Annotated in this window: 11 protein-coding genes; 5 read left to right on the top strand and 6 right to left on the bottom strand. The window is 56.2% G+C overall.

Translation table 11 applies throughout. From position 1 onward, the window contains the following. Positions 1–29 precede the first annotated feature (29 nt). Positions 30–152 (top strand): YshB family small membrane protein, encoded by a 123-nt coding sequence (locus ACSBQV_RS22405; RefSeq protein ID WP_015379453.1) that lies wholly within the window; start codon positions 30–32, stop codon positions 150–152. Positions 153–186: 34 nt separating this feature from the next. Here the strand turns inward: ACSBQV_RS22405 and hemN are convergent, their stop codons facing one another. Then, entirely contained in the window at positions 187–1,560 is a 1,374-nt protein-coding gene (gene hemN / locus ACSBQV_RS22400) for an oxygen-independent coproporphyrinogen III oxidase (protein ID WP_042785602.1), read from the bottom strand. Positions 1,561–1,742: 182 nt separating this feature from the next. Further along, positions 1,743–2,285, bottom strand: a complete 543-nt coding sequence (gene yihI, locus ACSBQV_RS22395) for a Der GTPase-activating protein YihI (protein ID WP_015379455.1) — start codon at positions 2,283–2,285, stop codon at positions 1,743–1,745. A 734-nt stretch (positions 2,286–3,019) separates the two neighbouring features. Between yihI and yihA the strand changes: the two genes are divergently transcribed. Beyond that, positions 3,020–3,664, top strand: coding sequence for a ribosome biogenesis GTP-binding protein YihA/YsxC (gene yihA / locus ACSBQV_RS22390; protein WP_099784802.1), 645 nt, complete (start codon positions 3,020–3,022; stop codon positions 3,662–3,664). A gap of 517 nt (positions 3,665–4,181) precedes the next feature. Here yihA and polA read toward each other — a convergent pair. Further along, positions 4,182–6,980, bottom strand: a complete 2,799-nt coding sequence (gene polA / locus ACSBQV_RS22385) for a DNA polymerase I (RefSeq protein ID WP_099784804.1) — start codon at positions 6,978–6,980, stop codon at positions 4,182–4,184. A 497-nt stretch (positions 6,981–7,477) separates the two neighbouring features. Here polA and ACSBQV_RS22380 point away from each other — a divergent pair, with 497 nt between their 5' ends. Then, the gene (locus ACSBQV_RS22380; protein WP_033645170.1) at positions 7,478–8,374 is read left to right on the top strand and encodes an acyltransferase; all 897 of its coding nucleotides are present in this window, start codon (positions 7,478–7,480) and stop codon (positions 8,372–8,374) included. A 42-nt stretch (positions 8,375–8,416) separates the two neighbouring features. On the opposite strand, the gene dsbA is transcribed toward ACSBQV_RS22380, so the two are convergent. The 3 genes from dsbA to ACSBQV_RS22365 form a co-directional block, all read right to left on the bottom strand. Beyond that, on the bottom strand, positions 8,417–9,040 hold the full coding sequence (gene dsbA / locus ACSBQV_RS22375) for a thiol:disulfide interchange protein DsbA (protein ID WP_025304721.1): 624 nt from the start codon (positions 9,038–9,040) through the stop codon (positions 8,417–8,419). A gap of 29 nt (positions 9,041–9,069) precedes the next feature. Beyond that, the gene (locus ACSBQV_RS22370; RefSeq protein ID WP_099784806.1) at positions 9,070–10,056 is read right to left on the bottom strand and encodes a serine/threonine protein kinase; all 987 of its coding nucleotides are present in this window, start codon (positions 10,054–10,056) and stop codon (positions 9,070–9,072) included. A 98-nt stretch (positions 10,057–10,154) separates the two neighbouring features. Continuing rightward, on the bottom strand, positions 10,155–10,424 hold the full coding sequence (locus ACSBQV_RS22365) for a YihD family protein (protein ID WP_004931268.1): 270 nt from the start codon (positions 10,422–10,424) through the stop codon (positions 10,155–10,157). A gap of 148 nt (positions 10,425–10,572) precedes the next feature. On the opposite strand from ACSBQV_RS22365, the gene mobA reads away from it, so the two are divergent. Next, on the top strand, positions 10,573–11,163 hold the full coding sequence (gene mobA / locus ACSBQV_RS22360) for a molybdenum cofactor guanylyltransferase MobA (protein ID WP_033645168.1): 591 nt from the start codon (positions 10,573–10,575) through the stop codon (positions 11,161–11,163). Beyond that, positions 11,160–11,678: a molybdopterin-guanine dinucleotide biosynthesis protein MobB gene (gene mobB, locus ACSBQV_RS22355; RefSeq protein WP_099784808.1), complete on the top strand. Its 519-nt coding sequence runs from the start codon at positions 11,160–11,162 to the stop codon at positions 11,676–11,678. Before mobA ends, mobB begins: the two co-directional genes overlap by 4 nt. Positions 11,679–11,794: the final 116 nt, after the last annotated feature.

Below are 11,794 nucleotides of genomic sequence, written 5' to 3'. Positions count from 1 at the left end.
GATCGTGTCGCACACTCTGGAGGTTGACGATGCTGGACTCATTCATCGTGTTCATTTCTCAGGGCGCGGAGCTGGGCTCCGCCGCCAGCCACACCCCGCAGGCGGCGGTCGCCGCGGTGTTGTGCGCCGCGCTGATTAACTTCTTCAGTTAAAAAAACAGCCGCATCAGCGGCTGTTTTTTCATCCTCAGATCACCCGAGAGAACTGCTGGCTGCGCGCCTGTTGCCGCAGATAACGGTCGAAGCACATGCAGATATTGCGGATCAGCAACCGCCCGCGCGGCGTGACGCGAATGCCTTGCTCGTCGCGCTCCACCAGCCCATCGCGTTCAAACGGCGCCAGCAGCTGCAGGTCTTCGGCGAAGTAAGCGGTGAAATCGATGCCGTATTGCCGTTCAAGCGGCTGATACGCCAACCGGAAGTTGCAGATCAACGTTTTGATCAGATCGCGCCGCAGGCAATCGTCGTCCGTCAGCGCCAACCCGCGCCACAGGGCGTTGCCCTGCGCCGGTACGCTCTCATAGTAACGCTTCAGCTCTTTCTGGTTCTGCGCATAGCTGTCGCCGAGCATGCTGATGGCCGACACGCCCAACCCCAGCAGATCGCTGTCGCCCTGGGTGGTGTAGCCCTGGAAATTGCGGTGCAGCTTGCCTTCGCGTTGCGCAATCGCCAGCTCATCGTCCGGGCGTGCAAAGTGATCCATGCCGATAAACTGATAGCCGGCGTCAGTCAGGAACGCGATGCTCTGCTGCAGGATATCCAGCTTCTGCTGCGCGCTGGGCAGATCGGCGTCTTTGATTTTGCGCTGGGCGGCGAATAAATTCGGCATATGCGCGTAGTTGAACACGCTGAGGCGATCGGGATTCAGTTCAGCCACCCGCTGCAGCGTGAAGGCGAAGCTTTCCGGCGTCTGTTTCGGCAGGCCGTAGATCAGATCGATATTGGTCGAGCGGAAGCCCAACGCTTTGGCCCGCTCGATCAGGGCGAAGATAAAGGCTTCATCCTGCTCGCGGTTGACCAACGCCTGCACCTGCTTGTTGAAATCCTGCACCCCCATGCTCAGGCGGTTAAAGCCTTCGGCGCGTAAATGATCGAGCACATCCAGCGCTATCTCGCGCGGATCGACTTCGATCGACATCTCCGCATCGGGCAGAAAATCAAAATGTTCGCGCAGCAGCGCCACCAGCCGGCTGATTTGCGCCTTGTCCAGGTAGGTTGGCGTACCGCCGCCCCAGTGCATCTGGCCAACCTTGCGGCCGGCGAACAGCGGCGCACGGCTGGCGATCTCTTGCGCCAGGACATTCAGGTATTCATCGGCCTTGTGCGTCTGACGCGTCACCAGTTTGTTGCAGCCGCAGAAGTAGCACAGCTTATGGCAGAAAGGGATATGCACGTACAGCGACAGCGGGCGCTCAGGGTAGCGCGCCGCGGCGCGTTGAAACGCCGCTTCGTCGTAGCGCTGGTTAAACTCCAGCGCCGTGGGGTATGAGGTATAACGCGGCCCTGAGTAGTTATATTTTTGGATCAGGGCCAAATCCCAGACAATCGTCTGCTCTGACATGCTCACTCCTTCCGATATCTTTTTCTACCGGGCCGGGAGAGAGGCGGTTGTCTGCGCTGTCTGGCCACGGAAGCGCTGCGAAAACGCGCTTTGCGCTTAGACAGCCGCCATAGTTTACCGAATAACCACAGCAGATAACACATCAAGAGTAGGGCTATTGTCGGGATCAGCCACATGGCGCGTTAAAAAGCGTCCTTCGGGTTGCCGCCTTTCAGCAGCTTCAGAATATCTTCCTGCTTCTCCTCTTCTTCCTCGTCGTCTTCATCGCCCAGCTCGATGCCCAGCACGTCCATCAGCACATCGATGCGATCCAGCGTCTTGTCGACATACGCCTGCTCTTGCGCGTTCAGCGTTTCGCCATCGTCGATGCGATCCAGCAGCGCGTTCAGACGTTCGTCATTTTCCAGCTTCGCCAGCTCTTCTTCCGGCGACAGGCGCGGTTTCGCTTCGGCCTTTGGCTTCGGCTGCGGTTTGGCCTTCACTTTGGTTTCGTCGACCACCAGCGCAACCGGCACTTTACTGCCGATACGCGGATCTTTGGCTTCCGCCGCCGATTTGTTTTTCTGGCTGCCGGACTCGACCTGAGTGCGCGAACCGGAAGCGTGGCCGCGGCGTTTTTTCAGGCGTTTGCGCTCACGCGCTTCCTGATCGAGCTCCATACGGCTTTTCTTTTTCGTTTTTGACTTCGCCGCGCTGCCGCGAGGTGCTTTTGATGGCTGGTTCATAGCGTGTGCTCTTAGGTATGTAGATTCAGTATAGAATTGCGGCGGAATCTAGCAGAAAGCGGACAAAGAAAAAAGGCGGCAGGTTAAACCTGCCGCCTATTTCGCACCTTCTTGCGAAGGGTATTCCTGTTACGCGCTCCTTGCGTACATGCAACATCCCGGTTTTTCCTTCTGCTATAACCGCATTCCCTGCCACTACGTCCTTCATCCTGAAAGGAAAATCGTCCATGGCGCAATCCATTCGCATCCGCTCTTCCCGAGCGCGCTTCCTGCGGGCATCCAAACTGCCGATACTTCACCATCCAATGTGCCTGCCGCCTATTCCGGTGCGAAAGGGTCACTTCCTTTTGCGTTCATCCTGGCACTCATTGCACGCCCTGTGCATTCCCTGAGATTTGTCATCCTTCCCGGATGTTCCCTAATCCTGCGCAACCCTGCGTTAACGAGTACTTTACGTTATTGTTGCGAAGGCTCAAGGCACCGGAGGCCGATTTGACTGACATTTCCACACAACGAAAAAACAACACATTGTTTTAAAAAAAGAAAAATAAATATCGCTTTCGAATAAAGCGACATTACCCGCGATTCGAATGGCAAATGTCTCACAACGTACGAGCAGCTTAACCGTCGTTTTATCGCGCCCCGCCGCTTAAAAACGGAGAAACACGCCATTTTTACCGCTGATGCAGTTATAATCGCCAACCAGTTAGCCATCCTCACGGAGACGAAAAATTTTGACCAGCAAGAACTACAACTATCATGTGACCCATTTCGTCACCAGCGCACCCGATATTCGCCATCTTCCGGGGGATGCAGGAATTGAAGTCGCCTTTGCCGGCCGTTCCAACGCCGGTAAATCCAGCGCTCTGAATACACTGACCAACCAAAAAAGCCTGGCGCGCACCAGTAAGACGCCGGGGCGCACCCAGCTGATTAACCTGTTCGAAGTGGAAGACGGCATTCGTCTGGTTGACCTGCCGGGTTATGGCTACGCCGAAGTGCCGGAAGAAATGAAGCGCAAATGGCAACGCGCGCTGGGCGAATACCTGCAGATGCGCAACAGCCTGAAAGGGCTGGTGGTGCTAATGGATATCCGCCATCCGCTGAAAGATCTCGACCAGCAGATGATCCAGTGGGCGGTCGACGTCGGCACGCCGGTGCTGGTGTTGCTGACCAAGGCCGACAAGCTGGCCTCCGGTGCACGCAAGGCACAGCTCAACACGGTGCGTGAAGCGGTGCTGCCGTTTATGGGGGATATCCAGGTCGAAGCCTTCTCATCGCTGAAAAAGATCGGCGTCGACAAGCTGCGCCAGAAGCTGGACACCTGGTTTAACGAGATCCCGCCGGAAGTGCTGCCGGAAGAAGACATCGGCGAATAAGCCCTGATCGCACGTTTGAGCCGATGCCTCGCCGCATCGGCTTTTTTATGCCCGCAGATCGGCCGCAGGCGGGATTTTTCGTTATCTAATTACATTTTTGAAATAAAGCCATCATAAAGACTTATCGCCAAAACGGGCTTGTTTCGCCGAATTACGCGGATTGAGGGAGCGGAAGTTGAAATGAAAGTCGGGGCTGAGCGATAGGAAAAACGTATGGTTTGCTGCTGTTTTTACAATAAAAAACGCCCCAGTCAATACTGACTGGGGCGGCTAAATATTCAGCCAAATCCGATTACGTGAAGTAAAAGGTCTGAAAGATAGAACATCTTACCTCTGTACCCTACGCCTGTAACTCTACATCATTTTTTCGCAGGGCAAAAGAATTTTTTGTAGTTTACTTACACAATTTGAGACACAAGAACGGCGAAGTTGGGGAAACTATCGCCGCATCTTGTAGCTTAATTACGAAAAGTGCTTAGCTTCTCGCCAGTTAGCGCATACGGCGATAACCCGGCGATCAGTGCGCCTCATCCCAGTTCATGCCGACGCCCACATCGACCTTCAGCGGCACCGCCAGCGTCATGCTGCCTTCCATCAGTTGGCGGATACGTTGGCTGGCTTCATCGATCACCGACTCGTGCACCTCGAACACCAATTCATCGTGCACCTGCATGATCGCGCGCACCAACGGCTTCTCCTGCCCCTGCAGCCAGGCGTCGACCTCGATCATCGCACGCTTGATGATATCGGCCGCCGTGCCCTGCATCGGGGCGTTGATGGCGGCGCGCTCGGCCGCCTTGCGGCGCATGGCATTGCTGGAGCGGACGTCCGGCAGATACAGACGGCGGCCGTCCAGCGTGCTGACATAGCCCTGCTCGGAAGCCTGCTGACGGGTGCGCTCCATGTAATCCAGCACGCCCGGGTAACGTTCGAAGTAGAGATCCATATAGCGCTGGGCTTCCCCACGCGGGATCCCCAGCTGACGCGCCAGGCCGAAGGCGCTCATGCCGTAAATCAAACCAAAGTTAATCGCCTTGGCGCTGCGGCGCTGCTCGCCGGTCACTTTATCCAACGGCACGCCGAAAACTTCCGACGCCGTGGCGCGGTGAATGTCTTTCCCTTCGGCGAAGGCCTTCAGCAGCCCTTCATCCTGAGACAGATGCGCCATGATGCGCAGCTCGATCTGCGAGTAGTCGGCCGCGACGATGCGGTAACCTTCCGGCGCAATAAAGGCCTGGCGAATGCGCCGCCCTTCTTCGTTGCGCACCGGGATGTTCTGCAGGTTCGGATCGCTCGAGGAGAGGCGGCCGGTGGCGGTCACCGCCTGATGGTACGAGGTATGCACCCGCCCGCTGACCGGATTGATCATCAGCGGCAGCTTGTCGGTATAGGTGGTCTTCAGCTTCGCCAGGCCGCGGTATTCCAGAATCACCTTCGGCAACGGGTAGTCGAGCGCCAGCTCGGCCAGCACTTCTTCATTGGTGGATGGCGCCCCGCCCGGGGTTTTCTTCAGCACCGGCAGCTTTTGTTTTTCGTACAAGATAGCCTGCAGCTGCTTGGTCGACGCCAGGTTGAACGGCTCTTCCGCCAGCTCGTGGGCCTGCGCCTCCAGCTCAGCCAGACGCTTGGCCAGCTCCTGGGAGTGGGCCGATAAAATGGCCGGATCGATCAGCACCCCGGTGCGTTCGATATGCGACAGCACCGGCAGCAGCGGCATTTCAATCTCGTTGAACACCGTCAGCAGTTCCGCGCTCTGTTTCAGCTGCGGCCACATCGCCAAATGCAGCTGCAGCGTGACATCGGCGTCTTCGGCAGCGTATGGCGCCGCCTGCTCAAGCGCGATCTGATTGAACGTCAGCTGGTTCTTGCCCTTGCCGGCGATCTCTTCGAAAGTGATGGTTTTGTGGCCAAGATAACGATCGGCCAGGCTGTCCATATCATGACGGCCGCCGACGCTGTCCAGCACATAGGACTCCAGCATGGTGTCGTAGGCGATGCCGCGCATCTCGATGCCGTAACGCGCCAGCAGGCTCATATCGAACTTCAGATTTTGCCCGACCTTGAGCGCTTTCTCGTTTTCCAGCAGCGGCTTGAGCGCCTCCAGCACGTAAGCGCGATCCAGCTGCGCCGGCGCATCCAGATAATCGTGCGCCACCGGCAAATAAGCCGCTTCGCCCGGCGCGATCGCAAAGGACAGGCCGATCAGATTGGCGGTCAGGGTATCCAGGCCATCGGTTTCGGTATCGAAGGCAAACACGTCGGCTTTTTTCAACCGCGCCAGCCAGTCGGTAAAGGTCGCTTCGTCCAGGATGGTGACATAACCGTCCTGAGACAGCTTGGCCTCCGCCAGCGCTTTCGGCGCTTCCGCGGCTACGGCTGGTTTGGCGGTGCCGGCAGCTTTCGCGCCCGCGCCTTTCTTGTTTTCCAACCAGACGCCGGCTTCTACGTCCGCCAGCCAGCGTTTGAACTCGTACTGTTTGAACAGCTGTTGCAGCGTGTCGACATCCGGCGCGGAGACCGTCAGGTCCGCACAGGTCAGATCCAGCTCGACGTCGGTTTTGATCGTCGCCAGCTTATAGGAGAGGTACGCGACCTCTTTATTCTGTTCCAGCTTGGCCGCCATGGTTTTGGCGCCGCGGAAGCTCAGCGTAGCGATGTTCTCCAGATTGCCGTACAGCGCATCCAGCCCGCCGATACCCTGTAGCAACGCCTGGGCGGTTTTCTCGCCCACGCCCGGCACGCCGGGAATGTTGTCCGATGAATCGCCCATCAGCGCCAGGAAGTCGATGATCAGCTCCGGCGGAATGCCGTACTTGTCGCACACTTCCTGCGGGCCGAGGATCGTGTTGTTCATGGTGTTGATCAAGGTGACGTTCGGCGTCACCAGCTGCGCCATGTCTTTGTCGCCGGTGCTGATCAGCACCGCGTGGCCGGCCTTTTCGGCCTCCAGCGCCAGCGTACCGATGACGTCATCCGCCTCTACGCCGGGCGTCACCAACAGCGGCAGGCCCATCGCCTTGACCATGTTGTGCAGCGGCTCGATCTGCGCGCGCAGATCGTCCGGCATCGGCGGCCGGTGCGACTTGTATTCAGCGAACAGATCATCGCGGAAGGTCTTCCCTTTGGCATCAAACACCACGGCAACGTGGCTCGGTTGATACTGCAACAGCAGACTGCGCAGCATATTCAGCACGCCGTACATCGCGCCGGTCGGCTCGCCCGCCGAATTGGTCAGCGGCGGGAAGGCGTGATAAGCGCGGTAGAGGTAAGAGGAACCGTCAACCAGGATTAGTGGGTTTTCTGCAATCTGGGCCATAGCGTTTCTTTATCGTGATCGGACATAGGGGTAAGCATGCCATAGCTGGCCGCCGGAGACGAACCTTAGCGTGCATTGCGGACGAAAATGATGTGATTGTGCGCGAGGATCCGCAAGATCTTACCTGTGGATAACTTTGTGCATAGAAAAGAGACCGAATTATAACGCTGCGATTATCGTTATAACGGCGAATAAAATTCCTATTTAAATCACCGCGTTAAAAGAACGAATTCCGGCGACGCTTAATTATTGGCTTTTATTGGATTTGTGGATATAACTTTCGCCGGATTTTAATCGCACTATTAATCAAATTCGGCGCCTCAATTACCATAGCACAAGCTGGACAAGTTGCACGAAAACTCAGCAAATGGTTATCCGATGAGACGAAAAACAGTGATTTTAAGCGGCGCTTTACCCCGGCGATTTCTGTTAAAATGCGTTTTTGTTCATGCGCTTTGGCATGCAACGATGTTCCCACCAACCATCAGCCCATAATCATGCCAAGATTGTTAACGCCTGTTATCTTTATCATTTCCGTCATACTTACCATTCTGGTGACGGTGTTATGCTCCATCCCCATCACGCTGGCCGGCATCGTGAAACTCGTGGTGCCCATTCCCGCCGTTTGGCGATATATCTCGGCTTTCGCCGATTTCATGATGTGGTGTTGGTGCCAAGGGCTGGCGCTGTTATTGCGCATTAACGGGCAATTGCGTTGGGATATTGAAGGGCTGGAAGGGTTGGATCGCAAAAACTGGTATCTGCTGATCAGCAACCACGAAAGTTGGTCAGACATTGTCGTGTTATGCGTGCTGTTCAGAAATCATATTCCAATGAATAAGTATTTCCTCAAGCAGCAGCTCGCCTGGGTGCCGTTTGTCGGCCTGGCCTGCTGGGCGCTGGACATGCCATTCATGAAGCGTTACTCCCGCGCCTATTTGCTCAAGCACCCGGAAAAACGCGGCAAGGATATCGAAACGACGCGCCGTTCCTGCGAAAAATTCCGCCAGCGCCCAACCACCATCGTCAATTTCGTCGAAGGCTCACGCTTCACCGAAGCCAAGAAAATTAAAAGCAATTCACCTTATCGCAATTTGCTGGCGCCCAAAGCCGCCGGCATCGCGTTTACCCTTAGCGCGCTGGGCAATCAGTTCGACAAAGTGTTGAACGTCACCCTGCTTTATCCGGAAAATAACCAGCGGCCCTTTCTGGATATGCTGTGCGGCCGCCTGACGCGTATCGTGGTGAGAATAGAGACGCTACCGATCGATGAAACCCTGCACGGTGATTATTTCAACGATAAACAGTTCAAGCGGCGCTTCCAGCTGTGGCTGAATACGCTGTGGCAGGAAAAAGACCGGTTGCTGGATAAATTGAAGCGGCAATACGGATAAAAAAACGCCGGCGATGCCGGCGTTTTTCATGTTGAATCAGGCTTATTTCTGCTGGCTGAGGAATTTAACCACATCGGCGAACTGCTTCACGTAAGCGTCCATCGAGCTGGTGTCCAGGCCATCGTTTTTAACCATGTATTTGCCGTTGACGAATACCGCCGGCACGCCGCGCAGCTGCAGATCTTCTGCGGCTTTCTCCTGTTGAACCACCAGAGATTTCACCACGAAGCTGTTCCAGGCCGCGTCATAATCTGCGGCGGTTACGCCCGCTTTCACGAAGACGTTACGGATATCGTCCGGCGTTTGCACGGTCTGGGTTTTCTGCACCGCTTCGAACATCAGCGGGCTTACTTTGTCTTCCACGCCCAGCGCCATCGCGACCGCCCACGCCTGAGTCAGCTGTTTGCCCAACGGCCCCAGGAACTCCACGTGGTACTTGGTCATTTTGGTGCCGGCAGGCAACGCTTTTTTTACGTTCTCGGACACGTGATAGACCTGCTCAAACTGGTAGCAGTGTGGGCAGTAAAAGGAGAAGAACTCCAGCACCTGCGGCTCACCGGTCACCGGCTTGTCCAGGGTCACGTACTGAGTGCCATCGCTAAACTGTGCCGCCGAGGCGCTGAATGCCATCACCATGCCAACGAGCGCCAACCATATTTTTTTCATAAGACTAAACTCTCCATTGTGTTAAAGCTTCAATACATTGGCGTCAGCTGCAGAGGAGGCTCCTGCAACAGCTTAACCTGTTCATTAAACGCCGCAGTCTGAGATAACCAGAAATCAGACTCCGCCATCCACGGAAAACTCTTAGGGAAGGCCGGATCCTGCCAACGGCGAGCGACCCAGGCCAGGTAATACACCATACGCATCGCCCGCAGTGGCTCAATTAACGCCAGCTCGCGCTGATCGAACTCGGCAAATTCGCCGTACGCCTCCAGCAAAACGTCCAGCTGCATCAGTTGGTCGCGACGTTCGCCGTGCAACAGCATCCACAGATCCTGAACCGCAGGGCCGTTGCGCGCGTCATCAAGATCGACGAACAGCGGGCCATCGCGCCACAGAATATTGCCCGGATGGCAATCGCCGTGCAAACGCCGCGGCTGCCAGTTCAGATTCCAGTGTGGCTTGATCGCCGCAATCAGGTTATCCGTCGCCTGCAGGAAGGCATCACGCTGAGCCGCCGGCAACAGCTCGCAATCGGCCAGCGCCTGACGCGGGGCAACAAGATACTCTTCAATCCCCATGGTTGGACGCTCGGCAAACAAACGCTCGCCGCCGACCTGATGGATACGCCCCAGAAAACGGCCTACCCATTCCAACTGATCCAGATTGTCTATCTCGTATTGCCGGCCCCCCACGCTGGGGAACAGGGCAAAGAAAAAACCGCCGTGCGTATGCAGCGTAGCGCCTTGCAGATCCAGCGGCGCCACCGCCGGGATCTCCGCGCCGGCCAGATCCAGAGCGAACTGATGTTCCTCACCGATTTGTGCGGCGCTCCAGCGCTCCGGGCGGTAAAACTTCACCACGTAGCGTCGACGATCCTCGTCCATAAACTGATAGACGCGGTTCTCATAGCTGTTCAGCGCCGTCAGGCCGGAATCGACGCGCAGGCCAATCCCTTCTAGCGCGTCCATGATCAAGTCGGGCGACAGGGTGTCGAAATTAAAAGCTGAGTTATTCATAACGTTCGTTTGATCGCTGACAGCACGGTGCCGGGAATGAGAAATAGTAGCATTAATGGCGCATTTCACGCGCTATGCTTTCTCGCACCGCACGAGGATCAATCCTTGATAACGCCGCGAGCACGCAGCAACGCCGTTTTAAAATCTTCTTCGTAATCTTTCTTCAGGCCCGGGATCTGATCCGTGCCGGCGCTGCCGCGCATTTTCAGATGGTAAATAAGAATATCGTCGCTCAACTCGGACAATTCGCCCTGGAAGCCCGCTTCCTTCGCCAGCTTTTGCAAAAACTGCATCAAATTGAGATCGGGATCTTCCTGCCAGGCCGGGTGCAACAGCTCGATCAACTCGTTTACGCGATGCGTTTTCATCTCAATATCGTCCAATAGCATGAATAAACTCACAAAGTAACAGGCTTACCCACGCAGTGAAAGAACCGGCTTGTCAATAAAGGTAAATCCTGATGTCGCGCCGGCTTTAGCGCTACAATCAGCGCATCGACAAGGCGGGATAAACGAGATGCATAAAGAAATCAGCGGCGTCATTTTGGCCGGCGGACGGGCCACGCGCATGGGCGGTGAAGACAAAGGCCTGGTGTCGATTGGCGGGATCGCACTCTATCAACACGTATTGGCTCGGTTACGCCCGCAGGTGGCTTCCGTCGCCATCAGCGCCAATCGCAATCAGGCACGTTACCAGGCGAGCGGTTTGCCGGTGATTGGCGATCTGACGCCCGATTTCGCCGGGCCGCTGGCAGGCATGCTGGCCGGGCTCAAACAGGCTCCCAGCGAATGGGTGGTCTTCGTCCCTTGTGATGTCCCCGACTTTCCCGCCGACTTAGTCGCTCAGCTATGGCAGCAAAAAGGCGCGGCGCAGGCGGCCTTTGCCAGCGATGGTGAACGAGATCACCCCACGCTGGCGTTACTGCATAGCCAAATAGCGCCGCAGCTGGCCGACTATCTGGCGCGCGGTGAACGCAAGCTGATGCTGTTCTTGCATCAAATTGGCGCACAACGCGTAGTGTTCAGCGGGCAGCAAGCGGCATTTCATAACCTGAATACGCCGGCTGACTGCCTGAATTGGCAACAAACGCGAGAGCTCAAAAAATGAATCGTTCATTGCCTCCCTTGCTGGCCATCGGCGCCTACAGCGGAACGGGGAAAACGACCCTGCTCAAACAGCTGATCCCGTTGCTGAAACAACGCCAGGTAAGGATTGGACTTATCAAACATACGCATCACGACATGGATGTGGATACGCCGGGTAAAGACAGCTATGAGCTGCGTAAAGCAGGCGCCGAGCAAACGCTGGTCGCCAGCGATCGTCGCTGGGCATTAATGACCGAAACGCCGGAGCAACAACCTTTGGATCTGCGCTATCTGGCTGGGCGCTTTGACGCCGATAAGGTCGACTTGATTCTGGTGGAAGGGTTCAAACATGAGCCGGTCAGCAAGATCCAGCTTTATCGGGCCGAGATCGGCAGACCGTTGGAAGACATGCTGGATCAGTTTGTCATCGCGGTAGCCAGCGATCGACCGCTATCCATTTCGGCTAAGCAGCTGGATCTCAATCAACCGGAAAGCATCGCCGACTTTATTGTCGAGTGGTTGAAAGGCGCAGCGTAGCTGCGCTTTTTTGCGTTTTACGCACAGCAAAAAGCCCTGAACGTCAGTTCAGGGCTTTCGGCTTTGTTTGATGCCTGGCAGTGTCCTACTCTCGCATGGGGAGACCCCACACTACC

The organism is Serratia sp. B501 (genome assembly GCF_051172315.1).
In the GTDB taxonomy this organism is placed as follows: domain Bacteria; phylum Pseudomonadota; class Gammaproteobacteria; order Enterobacterales; family Enterobacteriaceae; genus Serratia; species Serratia ureilytica.
Note: the sequence above shows the minus strand (reverse complement) of the source record. Positions and strands in the feature narration are given on the sequence as shown.